Raw genomic sequence first — 16,805 nt, forward strand, 5'->3', positions numbered from 1 at the left:
CGGGGCGCGTCACGGAACGCCCGGTCGCGGGCGGCTCACACTCCGCGCACGGCGGCGCGGCGGGCGTTTCGGGAGGGACACTCAGTAGGGCGGGTCGTCGCCGAAGAGGTAGTCGGGATCGCGGCGGCGCGGGCGGGGGCGGACCTCCTCCTCGTCGCCGAAGGGCGAGCGCTGGGTGCCGGGCCACGGCTGATAGGTCTCGGCTTGGGCCCGGCGGCCGCGCCGCTCGCCGAACGGGTCGAGCAGGTCGGAATCGGGCCCGGCGCGTCGGTTGTAGACCCCGCCGGCGAGGTCGGGGGAATCCGGGTCCGCGCCGAGGTCGCCGTCCTCCGGATCGGGCCGCATGGCGGTCCGGGTCTCGCGGGGCAGCAGCTTGTACTGGGTGTCGGCCATGCGGCCGTCCGTGACCCGGAAATGCTCCTGGAAGCCGCCGCCCTCCACGCGCTCGCCGCTGCGCGGGTCGATGCTCGCATCAGCGAGGAACTGGCGCGCCTCCGGGGTGGGGGGCGCGAGGGGCGTGCGCGGCACGCCGTTGGCCCAGGCCGCCTGAAGGATGGTGCCGGCGATGGGCACGGCGAGGTGGCCGCCGGTCTGTCCGCGCCCGAGGGTCCGGCGGGTGCCGTCGGCGTTGTCGTAGCCGACCCAGACCACGATGGTGATCTCGTTGGTGAAGCCGGCGAACCAAGCGTCGTTCTCGTTCTCGGAGGTGCCGGTCTTGCCGGCGACCGACGACGAGAACCGGGCGAGCGCGGCCGCCGTGCCGTGGTTGGTCACGCCCTGCAGCATGGTCTTCAACTGGTAGAACGCCACCCGGTCGGCCGAGCCGATGCGGGTCGGGGCTCGCGCCGCGCGGGTATAGAGGGCCTTGCCGTCGCGCTCGATCGATTCGAGGGCGTAGGGCGCCGGCCGGGCGCCCTCGTTGGCCACCGCCGCGTAGAAGGCCGCGAGATCCACCATCCGCACCGGTTGCGCGCCGAGCACGAAGGGGTAGTAGCGCTCGCACTCGGCGTAGATCTGCGCCTCCAGGGCGAGGTCGCAGACCTTCTGCAGGCTGGCCGGCGCCTTGTCGGCGATGCCACCCTGGAGCAGGCGGGCGGTGACGAGGTTCTTCGAGAATTCGAGGCCGCGGCGCAGGGTCGTGGCCCCGGCACCGCCGCCGTCGTAGTTCTTCGGCGACCAGGACTCGCCGACCCCGCCGATGGGCGGCAGGGTGATGGCGGAATCCATCACCAGGGTGTTGGGCTGGAGCCCTGCGTTGAGGGCGGCGAGGTAGGTCAGCGGCTTCAGGGTCGAGCCCGGCTGGCGCACGGTCTGGGTGACGCGGTTGAGCTGGCTCAGCGGATAGGAGAAGCCCCCCGCCATGGCGAGGATGCGGCCCGTGCGGTTCTCCAGCACCAGGGCGGCGCCCTGGACGCCCGGGCGCACGCGCAGGTCGGTGCGCGGATTGCGCGCGTTCGGGTCGCGCAGCTTCACCCGCACCACGTCGTAGGGCTGGAGTTTTCCGCGCGCGGGGCCGGGCTCCAGGCTGGCGGTGCGGCCGTCGGCGAGGCCGACCTTCGGGGTGCCGCCGCGTCCCGCATCCAGCACCACCGCGAGGGGCCAGTGCACGTCGTAGAGCACGGGCCGCGCGGTCTCCAGCGCCCGCTGCCAGGCCGGTTTCGGGCGCTCGATCTTGGGCGCCGCCTTCTCGGCGGCCGCCGCGGCCTTTCGCTCGGCCTTCGTCTTCGGGGCCGGGACGGGCTTCGGGGAGTCGCCGACGAGGAGCGGCACGCCCAGCGGCGAGGCCTCGACGGCCGGAGCCGCGCCTTCGAGCTTGTGCACCGCGTCGGCGATGTTGAGTTCCGGCCCCTCGTAGCGGGCGCGGCCGGTGGAGCGCTCATAGGTGGCGAGGCCCTCCTGCAGGGCCGTCTCGGTGGCGGTCTGCAGGCCGGCATTGATCGTGGAGCGCACCACGTGGCTGGCGGCCGTGAGCGAGTCGACCCCCGCGAAGGTGCGCACCTCCCGGGCCAGGTGGTCGACGAAGTAGAACCCGGCATCCCGCCGGGTCGCGTCGAGGGGCTTGAGGCCCAGCGGCGCGTTGGCCGCCTCGCCGAGCTGCGCCTCGGTGATCACGCCCTCCTCCTTCATGCGCGCCAGCACGTAGGCCCGGCGCTCGCGCGCCCGGTCGGGGTACTTGTCGGGGCTGTAGAAGTTCGGGCCCTTGGGCATGCCGGCCAGCAGCGCCGCCTCCGGCACGGTGAGCTGGCCCACCGATTTGCCGAAGTAGCTGCGCGCCGCCATCTCGATGCCGTAGGCGCCGCGGCCGAGATAGATGCCGTTGAGGTAGAGTTCGAGGATACCGGCCTTCGGCAGGATGTGCTCCAGGCGGGAGGCCACGATCATCTCGCGGATCTTGCGCTCGTAGGTGACGTCGTCGCCCACCGAGAGGTTCTTGACCACCTGCTGGGTGATGGTGGAGCCGCCCGCCGGCCGGCCCGGGGAGGCGAGGTTGCCGATGAAGGCGCGGATCACGCCGCGCTCGTCGATGCCCTTGTGGGTCTCGAAGCGCTTGTCCTCGGCCGCCACGAAGGCCTTTTGGACCATCGCCGGAACCTCGGCGATGGGCACGCTGAGGCGCCGGCCATTGGCCTCGAAGGCTTCCGCGTAGCGTTTGCCCGCGCCGTCGAGGATGAGGCTGGCGCCCGGGAGCTTGCGCTCCTTCAGGGCCTCGGCCGAGGGCAGGTCGGCCACCGCCTTGTTGAAGAAGGCGATGACCTCGCCCGCGTCGAAGGGCGAGTCCTTCGGGTTCTCGCCCTTGCAGAACTGGCGGTAGCTGACGTTCAACTCGCCGATGTCGAGGCCGTGCAGGATCTTCGGGGCGCTGGCGCCCGCCACCGCGCTCGGATCTTCCATGGCGGTCGAGATCAGCTCGTCGAGGTTGATGTCCTCGATGTCGAAGGCCTTGCGCATGTGGGCGCAGCCGTCGCGCAGGATCTGCACCACCTGGGCCCGGTCCGTCACCGGATCGAACTGCGTCTTCACCGCGTCCGGCCGCGTCGTGACCTGGCTGAGCGTCAGCGCCGTGGCGAACAGCTTGATCAGGATGATGTTCATGCGGGCCGGGATACCGGAGGAAGGGTCGTGGCGCGGAGGGGCCGCACGGTCATAGCCGAGACCGCGTGCCGGAGCGTGGCAGATGCGCTGCACAAGGCGGCTGATTTAAGGACGATGCGGCCACGCTTGGGGCATGCCCCAGCGGCAACGCTTTCTCGCGGGCCCGCGTTATGGCCCGGGGCGGCCGCCTCCGGAGACGCCCGCATGATCAAGGACCTCTGGTACAAGAACGCCGTCGTCTACTGCCTGTCGGTCCGGACCTTCCTCGACGGCAACGGCGACGGCATCGGTGATTTCGCCGGGCTGGAGCGCCGGCTCGACTACCTGCAGGGCATCGGCATCACGGCGATCTGGCTGATGCCGTTCCAGCCCTCGCCCAAGCGCGACGGCGGCTACGACATCTCCGACTATTACGGCGTCGACCCGGATTACGGCTCGCTCGGCGACTTCGTCGCCTTCACCCACGCCGCCAAGCAGCGGGGCCTGCGCGTCCTGATCGACCTCGTGGTCAACCACACCTCGGACCAGCACCCCTGGTTCCAGTCCGCGCGCTCGGACCCGGATTCGCCCCACCGGGACTGGTACGTCTGGTCGAAGACCAAGCCGCCGCACGCCGACGAGGGCATGGTGTTCCCCGGCGTGCAGACCACCACCTGGACCCGGGACGCCAAGGCGGGGGCCTACTACTTCCACCGCTTCATGCCGTTCCAGCCCGACCTCAACACCGCCCATCCGGCGGTGCGGGCCGAGATCCAGAAGATCATGGGTTTCTGGATCCAGCTCGGCGTCTCGGGCTTCCGCATGGACGCGGTGCCCTTCGTCATCGCCAAGAAGGGGCCGGAGGTCACGGGCGAGCCCGACGAGCAGTTCGACATGCTGCGGGACTTCCGCGAGTTCCTGCAATGGCGCCAGGGCGACGCCATCATCCTCGGCGAAGCCAACATCCTGCCCAAGAAGGACCTGGACTATTTCGGCGACGACGCCGACCGGCTCCACATGCTGTTCAACTTCCAAGTCAACCAGGCCCTGTTCTACGGCCTCGCGGCGGGGGACGGACGCCCCCTCGCCAAGGCCATGCGCAAGACCTGGAACCGGCCCGATTCCGCCCAGTGGGCGGTGTTCCTGCGCAACCACGACGAGCTCGACCTCGGGCGCCTCACCGAGACCCAGCGCCAGGCGGTGTTTTCGGCCTTCGGGCCCGAGAAGGGGATGCAGCTCTACGACCGGGGCATCCGGCGCCGCCTCGCCCCGATGCTCGGCGGCGACCAGCAGCGCATCGAGCTCGCCTATTCGCTGATGTTCACCCTGCCGGGCACGCCGGTGCTGCGCTACGGCGACGAGATCGGCATGGGCGACGACCTCGCGCTCAAGGAGCGCGAATGCGCCCGCACGACGATGCAGTGGAGCCCCGAGGCGCAGGGCGGCTTCACCAAGTGCGAGACCCCGACCCTGCCGGTGATCGACAGCGGTCCTTACGGCTTCGACCACGTCAGCGTGGCGGCCCAGCGCCACGACCGTGGTTCGCTGCTCAACTGGATGGAGAGCGTGATCCGCACTCGCAAGGAGGTGCCGGAGATCGGTTGGGGCGACTTTTCCGTGATCGAGACGGCCTCGCCGGCGATCCTGGCGATCCGCTACGACTGGGAGGGCAACTCCGTGCTCTGCGTGCACAACCTCGCGGGCACGCCGATGGAGGTCGAACTCTCCGCCGAAATCGGGGGGCCGGAGGGCCGCACCCTCGTGGACCTCCTCACCGGCCGCCGCTGCGAGGCGGACGCCGACGGCCGCCATTGCCTGATGATGGAGCGCTACGGCTACCACTGGTTCCGCGTCGGCGGCCTAGACGCGCCGTTGAAGCGGCGGGTGGGGTGAGCCGGCCGATCCGTCCGACGGGCGCGGCCCGCGAGGGCCTTTTGACCGCGCCGGGCGCGGGGGACTGGGTGAGCCTGACAGTGGAGGGCGCCGGCGAGCGATGACGCCTTTGCAAGGACAACATCTTCAACCCGCAACTTAAGCGATTGCCAAGCCATACAACTTGAAGTAGAAATACCCGATCATGAGGTTGGGCGGTGAGACCCGACGCTGAAATGACGGGAGAAGTCGATGCCCGAGCGGGCCAGGCTGCTGCAATCGATCGCAGCGATCACACGAGACTACCGTGCGGGTGCGTTGCCATCACCTACGCCCGCCCATGTCGAACGATGGATCAACCAGTTTCCACACGACCGCCAGCAACCGATCCTTGCGGAGATGGAGTATGTCCTGGGAAAGACGTACGTCTCCCAGGCGGCTGTGAAGAGCTTCCTCACGCGCCTCATCAACCACAGACGATGGACGAAGGGCGACCCAAGGTCGTTCTGGCGTCAGGTGAATTTTTTGGACATCCAACCGCGCGGCCGATCGCAGACCGAATTGTTGGCTCTGTTCGATGCGATGCTGCAGGAGGAATGCGGGATATCGATCGCCGAATGCGGTCAGGGGACCAGGTTTCTTTACCTCGACGACAGACTTTTCTCCGGGGGACGGCTCGGCACCGATCTGGACAATTGGATCAAGGAGGCGGCGCCGCAGGAAGCACAGCTTCTCGTCGCGCTCGTTGCCCTGCACACGCAGGGCACTTATTTCACGAGGCAGAAACTAGACGCAGCAATTCCCGCCTCGCGCAAAAACATAACGTTACGCTGGGCTTACCAACTTAAAATCGAAGACGGCCTCTTTCAGTGCAACAATTCTGATGTCCTGCGACCGACCGGCCCCGGAAACGATCCTGCCGTGCCGGCTTACATCGAATCACTCGGTAAAGATCAGACTTGGCGCACGGGAGACAGTTTAGGCCCCAAACAATTCTTCTCCTCGATCCAGGGAAGGGAGCTCCTGGAGCAAGAATTTCTCAGACAGGGCGTCGCGATCCGTGCGATGTGTCCCTACCTCAATGTGCACCAGAAGCCATTGGGCAACACGACGATGCGGACAACGGGCTTCGGGACCCTGTTCGTCACATTTCGGAACTGCCCGAACAACGCACCCTTGGTTCTGTGGGCTGGCGATCCGTGGTACCCTCTCTTCCCCAGGTTGACGAACTGACGTGATGGCCGAACCCGACCCGAGGATGTACCGCGCCGACGAGGTCGTCGCCTTTCGTAAGACAGGCGAGGCGTTCGGTGGGCTGTCGAACATGGCGCCCGGCTTTCCCCTTTGGATCGCCGGCGTATCGTTGCGGACCTCGGAAGCTCTCTATCAAGCGTGCAGGTTTCCGCATCGGCCGGAGGTCCAGAGGCTCATCGTGGAGCAGGTCAGCCCGATGACAGCGAAGATGCGCTCGAAACCCTATCGAAACGACAGTCGTGAGCATTGGGACGATCTGCGCGTGCCTGTCATGAAGTGGTGTCTTCGGGTGAAACTGGCGCAGAACTGGACAAGCTTCGGAGACCTTATCCTCGCAACGGGCGGGAGAGCGATTGTCGAGGATTCTCGAAAAGATGATTTCTGGGGTGCGATCAGGGATGCCGATGGCAACTTTCATGGCAGGAACGTCCTGGGGCGGCTCCTCATGGAGTTGCGGGAGAAGCTAAGGCAGGAGCCGGATAGCCTGAAGGAAGTCGCGCCGCTGAAACTTCAGGATTTCACCTTGCTGGGCCATGAAATCCCGCTGGTGGCAGCCGAGACGTCGAGGGCCGGGGAGCGACGCAAGCCCGCCCAGGCCAGGACCGAGACCTTGCACCTGTGGGCCTCGTCCTAACGCGAGATCTCCCGCAGGCATGCGATGCGCATCCCTCGGGACGGCGGTCCTGCCTCCAGCAGGGCCGTCGCGGCGTTCACGCCCCAACCCCGAACCGGATTAGCAATCCGGAAGATCGTCCAGGTTGTTCCGGGTGGTCTGATCTCGATCCGTGCGCAGGTACTTTCCCGTCGCACCCTGGACGCCCCGGATCTCGGTCCGTCCGTTGGTCCAGGGAACGTGATAGGTGTGCAGCCCGGACTCGATGTCGTTGATGGCGTCCTGCTTCCGGCGTGGGGACCATGGGTCGCCGTCGTTGCACAACGCCGTGATGTCGCCCTGCCGGTTCTTTCCGGTCTTCCTGACCGCACGATCAGCCCTGGTGTCCGCGTCCTTCCGTTGGCAGCCCGCCGAGACTACAAACTTCACGTAATTTCAGCCGCGAAAAATAAAACCTCATAGAAATCTTTAACGACGGTCGAGCCGGGGATAAAGTCGGCGGACCGCACAGGAGATCGGCCATGGCCCGCATCCGCACCCATCCCGGCGAGATCCTCGCGGAAGAATACCTGGCGCCCCTCGCCCTCTTGGCCCGGCAGGTCGCGGCGGAGATCGGCGTGCCGCCCAACCGGGTCTCCGAGATCATCCGGGGGCGGCGCGGCATCACCGCCGACACGGCGATCCGGCTCGGCGTCCGCTTCGGGACCGCGCCGCAATTCTGGCTCAACCTCCAGAACGCCCACGACCTGTCGGCGGCGCGGGCGACGGTGGATTATTCCTCCGTCCGCCCCCGCGCGGCCGAACCCGCCACGACGTCCTGAGGCTCGCCCGACCCGCTACTTGTTGCGCCCGAGCAGGACCAGCCAGCCGATCCCGATCACGCAGACGACCGCGCCCACCGTGATGAAAGCCGGGGTGCCGAGGTCCATGAAACGGGGGGCGAGCTGCGTCGCGAAGGCGGCCACGATGAGCGCCACGGCGATGCGGGCGGCGGCGCGCTCGATGCCGCGGGTAAGCTTCTCGATGCCCTTGAGCTCGATCTCCACGGTGACCCGGCCCTGCTTCAGGCGCACCAGCATGAGGTGGATCAGGGTCGGCAGCTCGGAGGCCGCGCCGAACAGGCCCGCGCCCACCGCCTCGACCTTGCGGGTCAGCCCCTTGATCGAGAATTGCGAGGCGAGCTTGCGCCTCACGGTCGGGCCGGCGGCGGAGAACAGGTCGAAGCCGGGATCGAGCTGGCGCATCACGCCGTCGGCCGTCACCAGTCCCTTGAACAGGATGGCGAGATCGGTGGGCATGGCGAGATCGTTCTCGCGCGCCATGGTCATGAAGTCGGTCAGCAGCGCGCCGAAATCCAGCGATGCGCCGGTGTGGCGCGCCACGAAGGCCTGGGAGGAGGCCTCGAGCTTGGTCAGGTCCGGGTTGCTCGAGCCGCTCCAGTCCAGGAGCACCGCCATCAGCCCGTCGGAATCCTCCTTGAGCATGGCGCCGATCAGCATCAGGAGTTGCGTGCGCCGACGCTGAGACAGGCGCCCGATGATGCCGAAATCGATGAAGCCGATCCGGTTGCCCGGCATGATCAGCATGTTGCCGGGATGCGGATCGGCGTGGAACACGCCCTCGATGAGCGCCATCTGCAGGAAGGCGTCGGTGCCCTTCTGGGCGAGCAGCACCTTGTCGTAGCCGGCCGCATCCAGGCGGGCATGGTCGTTGGGCGGGATGCCGTGTACGAATTCCTGCACGAGCACGCGCTCGGAGGTCCATTCCCAGTGGATCTTGGGCACCACGATGTCCTCGCGGTCGGCGAAGATCGCCGCGATGGTCTCGCAGTTGCGGGCCTCGTTGATGAGGTCGAGCTCGCCGTAGAGGCCGCTGGCGAGGTGGCGCATCTGTTCCTGGGGCTGGTAGCGCCCGAATTCCGGCCACTCGTCCACGACGATGCGGGTGGCGTGGCCCATCAGGCGCAGGTCCGCCTCGATGGTCTTGCGCAGGCCCGGACGCAGCACCTTCACCACCACCTCCTCGCCGGTGAGGAGGCGGGCGCGGTAGACCTGCGCGATGGAGGCGGCCGCCAGCGGCGTGGTGTCGAACTCGGCGAAGATCTCCGAGGCCGGGCCGCCGAGATCCTCCTCCAGCTGCGGCCGGATGCGCTCCCAGGGGATCGGCGAGACCTGGCTGTGGAGCTTCTCCAGCTCCTCGGTCCATTCCGGGGTGAGGAGGTCGGGCCGGCTCGCCAGGATCTGGCCGAGCTTGACGAAGGTCGGCCCGAGCGTCTCGATGGCGCGCCGCACTCGCTGGGGCTGCGACAGGCGGGCGATGTCCACCTGCGGCGTCCGGCGCTTGGCCAGCCGCGCCACCTGGGCGAGGCCGAGGCGCTCGACCACCTTGGTCACGCCGAAGCCGATGAGGACGGACGCGATCTCCCCGAGGCGCTGCCGGTCCCGTGCGGCGACGAAGGCGGTTTTCAGCATGTGCGCGCGAGACCCGGGGCGGGGGAGGGGAGGCCGTCCGCGACGGACGGCCGAATGGTGGTTAAGGCTCCGCTAGTCCCCTGGCGAGGCCGAAGTTTGACCATGACGCCGCCGGGGACGCGGCGGATTCGCCCCCGCACCGATCTCGGGCTAGACAGACGGCATCCCGCGCCGCCGCGGCGCCATCCCCGCGAGACCCCCGATGCCAGGCACGCCCCGCGCCGGAATTGTTCCGGTGACCCCCTTCCAGCAGAACTGCACCCTGATCTGGTCGGACGAGACCAAGGTCGGCGCCGTGGTCGATCCGGGCGGCGACCTGGAGCGCATCGAGGCGGCGATCGCCGGTCAGGGCATCACCATCGAGAAGATCCTGCTCACCCACGGGCACATCGACCATGCGGGCGGCGCGGCCGAATTGCGGGACCGGCTCGGCGTGCCGATCGAAGGTCCGCACGAGGCCGACCGCTACCTTCTCGACAGTTTGCCGGAAACGGGCGCCAATTACGGCCTCGACGGTGCGCGCGCGGTGACGCCGGACCGCTGGCTCGCGGACGGCGACGTGGTCGAGGTGGGGGGCCTGGCCTTCGACATCCTGCACGCCCCCGGCCACTCCCCCGGCAGCGTGGTGTTCATGAGCCGCGACGCGCGGTTCGCCCTGGTGGGCGACGTGGTGTTCAAGGGCTCGGTCGGCCGCACGGACCTGCCCGGCGGCAGCCACGAGCAGCTGATCCGGGCGATCAAGGACCGGGTGCTGCCGCTCGGAGACGACGTGGCCTTCATCCCCGGCCACGGTCCGACCAGCACGCTGGGCGAGGAGCGCCTGACCAACCCGTTCCTGCAGGATTGAGATGCGCCGGGCCCGTCCCCGGCGGGCCGGCCGGGCGCCCTTGACCTTTGATTAAAGCGGCGCGCGCATCATGCAACGTTTCCGGGCCCGTACGGACCCGGAAACGATGCATTCTCAATGCGAAACGCCTATATTGCGCCGATAGAAGAAACGCAGGCGCGCGGGGGTCCGGCCTGGGCCGACGAGCCCAGCCCGAGAGCCCGCCTGCCCGAGGAAGTTCATGTCCGACAGCTCCCACAAACTCGCGGCCGATGCCTACGGCGCGGAATCCATCCGGGTCCTCAAGGGGCTCGACGCCGTGCGCAAGCGCCCCGGCATGTATATCGGCAATACCGACGACGGCTCGGGCCTGCACCACATGGTCTACGAGGTGGTGGACAACGCCATCGACGAGGCGCTCGCGGGCCACGCGGACCTCGTCTCCGTGACCCTCAACGCCGACGGCTCGGTCACGGTTTCGGACAACGGGCGCGGCATTCCCACCGACATCCACAAGGAGGAGGGCATCTCGGCGGCCGAGGTCATCATGACCCAGCTCCACGCCGGGGGTAAGTTCGACCAGAACTCCTACAAGGTCTCCGGCGGCCTGCACGGCGTCGGCGTCTCCGTGGTCAACGCCCTGTCGCAATGGCTGCGCCTGCGCATCTGGCGAAACGGCATGGAGCACGCCATGGAGTTCCGCCACGGCGATTCGGTCTCGCCCCTCGTGGTGGTGGGCGAGGGCAATGGGAGGCGAGGCACCGAGGTGTCGTTCCTCGCTTCCACCGAGACCTTCACGAGCATCGAGTTCGACTACGCCACCCTGGAAAAGCGCCTGCGCGAGCTCGCCTTCCTCAATTCCGGCGTGCGGATCGTGCTGACCGACGCGCGCCATGCCGAGCACAAGCGCGAGGAACTCTACTACGAGGGCGGCGTCGAGGCGTTCGTGCGCTACCTCGACCGCTCGCGCAAACCCATCGACGGCGTGGCCAAGCCCATCATGGTCCGCTCGGAGCGCGACGGCATCCGCGTCGAGGTGGCCCTGTGGTGGAACGACTCGTTCAACGAGACCGTGCTGCCGTTCACCAACAACATTCCGCAGCGCGAGGGCGGCACCCACCTGGCGGGCTTTCGCGCGGCGCTGACCCGTCAGGTCACCGGCTACGCCGAATCCTCCGGCATCGCCAAGCGCGAGAAGGTGACGCTCACGGGCGAGGATTGCCGCGAAGGGCTCACGGCGGTGATCTCGGTGCAGGTGCCCGAGCCCAGCTTCTCGTCGCAGACGAAGGACAAGCTCGTCACGGCCGCCGTGCGCCCGGCGGTGGAGAACGTCCTCAACGAGGGCCTCTCGAACTGGCTCGAGGAGAACCCGACCCAGGCGAAATCCGTCATGGGCAAGGTGATCCTGGCGGCCTCGGCCCGCGAGGCGGCCCGCAAGGCCCGCGAGACGGTGACGCGCAAGGGCGTCCTCGACATCGCCTCGCTGCCGGGCAAGCTCGCCGACTGCCAGGAGCGCGACCCGTCCAAATGCGAGATCCTGCTGGTCGAGGGAGATTCCGCCGGCGGCTCGGCCAAGCAGGGTCGCGACAGAACGTTTCAAGCGGTTCTTCCGCTGCGGGGCAAGATCCTCAACGTCGAGCGGGTGCGCGCCGACCGGATGCTGTCGTCGGACCAGATCGGCACCCTGATCACGGCACTGGGGGCCGGCATCGGCCGCTCGTCCACGGACCGCGAAGGCTTCAACCCCGAGAAGCTGCGCTATCACCGCATCATCATCATGACCGACGCGGATGTGGACGGCTCGCACATCCGCACCCTGCTGCTCACCTTCTTCTATCGGCAGATGCCGGAGGTGATCGAGCGCGGGCACCTCTACATCGCCCAGCCGCCCCTCTACAAAGCTGCCAAGGGCAAGCGCGAACTCTACCTCAAGGACGAGCGCGCGCTCGAGGACTACCTCATCGACGCGGGCGTCGAGGGAGCCGTGCTGCGCCTCGCCTCCGGCACCGAGTTCGGCGGCCCGCAGCTGAAGGCCCTCGTCGAGGAGGCGCGCCAGTTCCGCGGCCTGATGCAGGCACTCCACACCCGCTACGACCGCGCCGTGGTGGAGCAGGCGCTGATCGCCGGCGCCTTCCGGGTCAACGTCGACGAGAACCAGGCCGAAGCCGAGGTGCTGGCCGAGGGGTCCGCCCGGCGCATGGACCGGATCGCCGACGACATCGAGCGCGGCTGGGAGGGCTCGGTGTCGGAGGGGGGCTATGTCCTCAGCCGCACCCTGCGTGGCGTGCGCCAAGTGGCGACCCTCGACGCCGCGCTGCTGGCCTCGCAGGAGGCCCGCCGCCTCGCCGACCGGGCCGAGGCCCTGCGCGAGATCTACCACGAGCCCGTCACCTACGCGCGCAAGGGCGACGAGACGGTCCTGCACGGTCCCGTCGGCCTGTTCGAGGCGGTGATGGCCTTCGGCCGCAAGGGCCTGCAGCTCCAGCGCTACAAGGGCCTCGGCGAGATGACGGCGCAGCAGCTCTGGGAAACCACCCTCGATCGCGACGTGCGTTCGCTCCTCCAGGTCAAGGTCAAGGACACCCAGGACGCCGACGACCTGTTCGTGAAGCTGATGGGCGACGTGGTGGAGCCGCGGCGCGAGTTCATCCAGGACAACGCCCTCAGCGTCGCCAACCTCGACGTTTGATCGCTCCAAGATTGGACAGTCGATGAAATGCTGAGAGACTTCCGACGGTAAAAGGTCGGCTCGGACACGCCCATCTTTCGGCAGTCCTCGTCCACCGTCGCACCGTTCTCCGCCTGCCGCAGGGCAAAAGCGATCTGTTCGTTCGTGAAGCGTTTGCGAGGCTTGGCATCCACCCTCCTGCAGAGTTCAGGATGCCCAAAAAACTTGCGCTCGGCGTGGTCCAGTTTGCTGGGTCAGGGTCACACTGGAGGCGGGGATCACGTCTTGTCCGGCTCGGTCGAGGCAGCGGCTATGGCGCCAACGCCGTGGCCCAGGTCCAATCCCCTATGGGGCGGTACGCTGCTCGGCAGCACGGGGGCGTTCGAGGGCTCGTCACGCACCCGTGCGACGCCGGCCTCCACCTGTTGGACGAGATCCGCGAACCTGTACGGCTTGCTGAGCAAGCGCGTACCCGGCGGCAACTCGCCTAGAATCTCAGCGGTCGCTCCCGAAGTGACGATGATGCCGACATCAGGCCAACGGTGGTGAACGAGGTGGGCGAGGGCCACACCACCGCCCACGATGCCGCGCCCCGTGATCAGCATGCGCACGGTGGCTGGTCCTTGGAGCACCGCCACTGCCTCGGCGGCGGTGCCGACCTCGATGGTCTCGTAACCGAGATCCGACAGCATGTCGGCTGTGACCATCCGCACGAGTTGGTCGGCCTCGGCGATGAGGATGGCGATGGGCTTGCTGTCAGTCACAGACGGGCTCCGCATGATCGGGGCGGGAGCGCATGCTGCTCTCAGGCACTGGCGGCCGGGACCGAAGCCAGTGATGTTTCCTTATGCGCCGATTGTCCGCTCGGCGCGATGTTTCATGGTGGTGGCACACGGGGAACCGAGGGGCGGGCGCTGGTGAGGCCCTTCTTTCCCGACCTGGCCGTGGGACGGACCTGCGGCTCCCGACCCATCCCCGCTGGACACCGAGGAGCGATCGACGTTCGAACGCGGTCGCTCGGGCTGAGCGGTTTCGGAATCCACACGTTCCCACGCCACCCTTCTGGAGACATGACCGACCACCGAGTGCGCACTTGCGCGAAACGGGTCGTCCCGGTGTTATCAAGCCCGAAGAGGACGCGGGCTGCGACGACCCTCTCCATTTCCGTTCACAGAGCTAAAGATACCTGAGGCAAGCGATATCGCGCCGGGATGCCTTAAAACGTGAGAACCAGGCCGTAGGCCAGTAGAGCGGTACGATCAGCCCGACGTACCAAGCCAGTATCCAGCCATAACTCGCTACGCCGAACACGCTGCCCTGCGTCGGCCCCCAGACGGCGGCAGAGCCATGGTACAGCAACCTCAGTACCGTCAGGTGCAGCAGATAGAAGAACATGGGCGCTCCGCCGAACACCGCCAGGGCCGCGACGGCCGATGCGTCGCGCGTCCGCTCCAGCGCAACGAGGAGCAGCGCCCCGATGCCGAGCGTCAGCAGCAGGAACAGCAGCGAGGGAGGATACTTCGTCAGCGCGAGGAAGCTCAGCGTGGTCCGAAACGCATCGCCCTCGACCACGAACCAGGGCTTGTCGCCATAGCCGTTCGCCAACCGCAGCAATACGAAGGCGCCGAGCATCGTGAAGCCCAGGGCCATGAACCGGCGCTCGCGGGTGCGCACCGCGACGCTCGGCAGGAACCAGGGACCGATTGCGTAGCCGAGCACGATCACGCCGATCCAAGGCAGCACCGGATAGGTCGTCTTTGCGATCAACCAGAACGGCAGCGCGATGACGTCGCGCTGGTGCAGCATCGCCCAGACCGGGAAGAACGGTTGGTCGGGCTGGAGGTGGATCGGGTCGAGGAGGTTGTGTCCGCAGACGATCAGCAATCCGACCGCGAACAGGACCGGACGTGGCAGGCCGATCAGGGCCGCGAGCACGATTATGCAGACGCCGATGCACCAGATCACCTGCAGCCAGAGCGTCGGACTGGCCACGCCCCAGTACAATTCCGACAGGTAGAGGACCTCCAGAGCCATCAGCACGAGCCCACGCTTTAGCAGGTAGGCCCGCGTCTCCGCCAGCGAGTGCCGGGTGCCGAACAGGTACGCAGCCACGCCGGTCAACGCGATGAAGATCGGCGCGCACAGGCTGACGGCGAGACGGGCCAGGGCCACGGCCGGCAGGGTGGTCCGGGCGTCGACAGGGTCGGCCACGGGAACGTGGAGGAACCAGGTCTCGCGCAGGTGATCGAGGAGCATCAGCACCATCACCAGCCCGCGCAGGGCATCGATCGAGGCGATGCGGCCGGAGACGGCCGGTGCGGAGGCCGACGCCTCCGGTACTCCGTCGTGCACGCCCATCAGAACCGTGCCGTCATGCTGACGGTGACCCGACGCGGTTCGCCGACCCCGACCCAGAAGCTGTTGTAGGAGCGCTCGTAGTAGGTCTCGTCGAAAATGTTGTCGACGTTGATCCCGAAGCGCAGGTTCTCGTAGCGATAGTAGACCAGCGCGTCGGTCAGGACGTAGCCCGGCAGGCGGAAGCGCTCGTTGCCGCTGTCGCCGAGGCGCGAGCCGACCGCCCGAAACCCGCCGCCGATGCCAAAGCCCTTCCAGTCGCCGGCCTGGACCTCGTAGATTCCGAGGAGGGAGCCGCTGTGACGCGGGATGTTGAGGAGCGGCGAACCCACCCGAAGGACTTCGTCGCGGGTGACCGCCGCGTCGATGAAGGCGTAGCCGCCGATCACCCGGAATTCCGGCGTGACCTGCCCGACGAGGCTGACGTCGAAGCCCTGGCTGCGCACGGCCCCGGCGGCGATCTGGAAGAAGAAGTCCGCCGGGTCGGTGGTGAGCACGTTCTGCTTCTCGATGTGGAACGCGGCCGCCGTCACGCTCAAGCCGTCGAACAGGTCGAGCTTGGCGCCCACCTCGTAGGCGAACCCGGTCTCGGGCGCGAAGGGCCGCGACGCGCTGTCGAAGCCGGTGTTGGGTCGGAACGAGGCGGCGACGTTGCCGTAGAGCGCCAGGAACGACAGCGGCTGGTAGACGAGGCCGGCCCGTGGCGAGAACCCGGTGCGATCCTGCTCGGTCCGCTCGCCCGCGACCTTGTCCCGGAAGGTCTGGTTGTAGAAGTCGGTCCGGTTGCCGATCAGCAGCTTCCACTCGGGGCTGAGGGCGATCTGGTCCTGGAGATAGACCGCCGTGTTGCCGACGTTCTCGCTTGCGCTGTAGCGGCGCGTGAAGGGCGGCTTGGCCTGCCCGTAGATCGGGTTGAACAGATCGATGGCGAAGGGGTCGAGGCGCGGGGTCGAGCGCAGGAGATTCTCGGTGCTGTTATAGCGCTCGTGCTCCAGGCCGAGCAGGAGGGTGTGGGCGATGGGCCCGGTGTCGAAGCGCCCGACGAGTTCGGCTTGGCCGATGGCGACGCCCCAGGTGAAGTCGTGCCGGCGGAACTCGCGCAGGAACGTGCGGCCATCGTCGAGGATTCCGGTCACGCCGGTCTGCAGGCCGGTGAGGCTTCCGGTGTTGAGGTGAGTGGCAACCCGCAGATGCCAGTCGGTGTTGAAGGCGTGCTCCAGGCGGACCTGCAGCAGCGCGCTCTCGGACACGGAATCGTCGCCGGGCTCGCCGAAGAAGCGCGAGCGCGGGACGAGGCCGAGGCGGTTGTTCACCGCCACCGTGCCGCGGTCGAAGGTCTGGCGGTTGCGCAGGTACTGCGCCTCGAACGTGATCTTGGTGTCGGGCGTGACCTGCCAGCTCACCACGGGTGCGACGAGGACACGGTCGCCGTCGACGTAATCGCGAAAACTGTCCTGCCGGGCGAGCACGCCGTTGAAGCGGTAGAGGACGCTGCCGTCCTCGCTCAGCGCTCCGCCGGCATCGACCGTGGTTCGGGCGGTGCCGAAGCTGCCGAACAGGGTGCCCATCTCGACGAAGGGCCGGGCGACGGGCTGCTTCGTCAGGATGTTGACGCTCCCGCCCGGATCGCTGCGTCCGTAGAGGGCACCGGCCGGACCCTTCAGGACTTCGATG

Annotated in this window: 12 protein-coding genes and 1 pseudogene; 6 read left to right on the plus strand and 7 right to left on the minus strand. The window is 67.8% G+C overall.

Features of this window, described 5'->3' with window-relative positions; all coding sequences use genetic code 11:
- Nucleotides 1-81 precede the first annotated feature (81 nt).
- On the minus strand, nucleotides 82-3,093 hold the full coding sequence (locus tag MKK58_RS12085) for a penicillin-binding protein 1A (protein WP_243912282.1): 3,012 nt from the start codon (nucleotides 3,091-3,093) through the stop codon (nucleotides 82-84).
- A 204-nt stretch (nucleotides 3,094-3,297) separates the two neighbouring features.
- Between MKK58_RS12085 and MKK58_RS12090 the strand changes: the two genes are divergently transcribed.
- The 3 genes from MKK58_RS12090 (at nucleotide 3,298) to MKK58_RS12100 (ending at nucleotide 6,832) form a co-directional block, all read left to right on the plus strand.
- Nucleotides 3,298-4,965, plus strand: a complete 1,668-nt coding sequence (locus MKK58_RS12090; RefSeq protein ID WP_243912283.1) for an alpha-amylase family protein — start codon at nucleotides 3,298-3,300, stop codon at nucleotides 4,963-4,965.
- Between the two features lie 231 nt (nucleotides 4,966-5,196).
- Nucleotides 5,197-6,177 carry a hypothetical protein gene (locus MKK58_RS12095; protein ID WP_243912284.1) on the plus strand — a complete coding sequence of 327 codons (981 nt, stop codon included), beginning with the start codon at nucleotides 5,197-5,199 and terminating at the stop codon, nucleotides 6,175-6,177.
- Between the two features lie 4 nt (nucleotides 6,178-6,181).
- Entirely contained in the window at nucleotides 6,182-6,832 is a 651-nt protein-coding gene (locus MKK58_RS12100; RefSeq protein ID WP_243912285.1) for an NADAR family protein, read from the plus strand.
- Between the two features lie 99 nt (nucleotides 6,833-6,931).
- Here MKK58_RS12100 and MKK58_RS12105 read toward each other — a convergent pair whose 3' ends face one another.
- Nucleotides 6,932-7,240, minus strand: a complete 309-nt coding sequence (locus MKK58_RS12105) for a DUF3892 domain-containing protein (protein WP_243912286.1) — start codon at nucleotides 7,238-7,240, stop codon at nucleotides 6,932-6,934.
- Nucleotides 7,241-7,332: 92 nt separating this feature from the next.
- Here MKK58_RS12105 and MKK58_RS12110 point away from each other — a divergent pair, with 92 nt between their 5' ends.
- On the plus strand, nucleotides 7,333-7,632 hold the full coding sequence (locus MKK58_RS12110; protein WP_243912287.1) for a HigA family addiction module antitoxin: 300 nt from the start codon (nucleotides 7,333-7,335) through the stop codon (nucleotides 7,630-7,632).
- 15 nt (nucleotides 7,633-7,647) lie between these two features.
- On the opposite strand, the gene MKK58_RS12115 is transcribed toward MKK58_RS12110, so the two are convergent.
- The gene (locus MKK58_RS12115; RefSeq protein WP_243912288.1) at nucleotides 7,648-9,282 is read right to left on the minus strand and encodes an ABC1 kinase family protein; all 1,635 of its coding nucleotides are present in this window, start codon (nucleotides 9,280-9,282) and stop codon (nucleotides 7,648-7,650) included.
- Between the two features lie 202 nt (nucleotides 9,283-9,484).
- Here MKK58_RS12115 and MKK58_RS12120 point away from each other — a divergent pair, with 202 nt between their 5' ends.
- Both MKK58_RS12120 and gyrB read left to right on the plus strand, forming a co-directional pair.
- Nucleotides 9,485-10,129 (plus strand): MBL fold metallo-hydrolase, encoded by a 645-nt coding sequence (locus tag MKK58_RS12120; protein ID WP_238279518.1) that lies wholly within the window; start codon nucleotides 9,485-9,487, stop codon nucleotides 10,127-10,129.
- Between the two features lie 220 nt (nucleotides 10,130-10,349).
- A complete protein-coding gene (gyrB, locus tag MKK58_RS12125) occupies nucleotides 10,350-12,797 on the plus strand; it encodes a DNA topoisomerase (ATP-hydrolyzing) subunit B (protein ID WP_243912289.1) in 2,448 nt (815 codons plus the stop codon).
- A 38-nt stretch (nucleotides 12,798-12,835) separates the two neighbouring features.
- Here gyrB and MKK58_RS12130 read toward each other — a convergent pair.
- From MKK58_RS12130 to MKK58_RS12145, 4 genes and pseudogenes are all read right to left on the minus strand, one after another.
- Nucleotides 12,836-12,970, minus strand: a pseudogene (locus MKK58_RS12130) (transposase); the annotation flags it as partial.
- Nucleotides 12,971-13,054: 84 nt separating this feature from the next.
- Complete coding sequence (locus MKK58_RS12135; protein WP_243912290.1) at nucleotides 13,055-13,540, minus strand: response regulator; 486 nt, start codon at nucleotides 13,538-13,540, stop codon at nucleotides 13,055-13,057.
- A gap of 412 nt (nucleotides 13,541-13,952) precedes the next feature.
- Complete coding sequence (locus tag MKK58_RS12140) at nucleotides 13,953-15,134, minus strand: DUF1624 domain-containing protein (RefSeq protein ID WP_243912291.1); 1,182 nt, start codon at nucleotides 15,132-15,134, stop codon at nucleotides 13,953-13,955.
- A partial coding sequence (locus tag MKK58_RS12145) for a TonB-dependent siderophore receptor (protein ID WP_243912292.1) occupies nucleotides 15,134-16,805 on the minus strand: 1,672 nt, incomplete at its 5' end. The genes MKK58_RS12140 and MKK58_RS12145, both read right to left, overlap by 1 nt.

The sequence above is a fragment of the Methylobacterium sp. J-078 genome, assembly GCF_022829285.1.
Taxonomy (GTDB): Bacteria; Pseudomonadota; Alphaproteobacteria; order Rhizobiales; family Beijerinckiaceae; genus Methylobacterium.

What these genes read in the sequence shown, in the direction of transcription:
- MKK58_RS12085 (WP_243912282.1), bottom strand. Translation starts at nt 3,093, where the DNA reads ATGAACATCATCCTGATCAAGCTGTTCGCCACGGCGCTGACGCTCAGC.
- MKK58_RS12090 (WP_243912283.1), top strand. Translation starts at nt 3,298, where the DNA reads ATGATCAAGGACCTCTGGTACAAGAACGCCGTCGTCTACTGCCTGTCG.
- MKK58_RS12095 (WP_243912284.1), top strand. Translation starts at nt 5,197, where the DNA reads ATGCCCGAGCGGGCCAGGCTGCTGCAATCGATCGCAGCGATCACACGA.
- MKK58_RS12100 (WP_243912285.1), top strand. Translation starts at nt 6,182, where the DNA reads ATGGCCGAACCCGACCCGAGGATGTACCGCGCCGACGAGGTCGTCGCC.
- MKK58_RS12110 (WP_243912287.1), top strand. Translation starts at nt 7,333, where the DNA reads ATGGCCCGCATCCGCACCCATCCCGGCGAGATCCTCGCGGAAGAATAC.
- MKK58_RS12115 (WP_243912288.1), bottom strand. Translation starts at nt 9,282, where the DNA reads ATGCTGAAAACCGCCTTCGTCGCCGCACGGGACCGGCAGCGCCTCGGG.
- MKK58_RS12120 (WP_238279518.1), top strand. Translation starts at nt 9,485, where the DNA reads ATGCCAGGCACGCCCCGCGCCGGAATTGTTCCGGTGACCCCCTTCCAG.
- gyrB (WP_243912289.1), top strand. Translation starts at nt 10,350, where the DNA reads ATGTCCGACAGCTCCCACAAACTCGCGGCCGATGCCTACGGCGCGGAA.
- MKK58_RS12140 (WP_243912291.1), bottom strand. Translation starts at nt 15,134, where the DNA reads ATGGGCGTGCACGACGGAGTACCGGAGGCGTCGGCCTCCGCACCGGCC.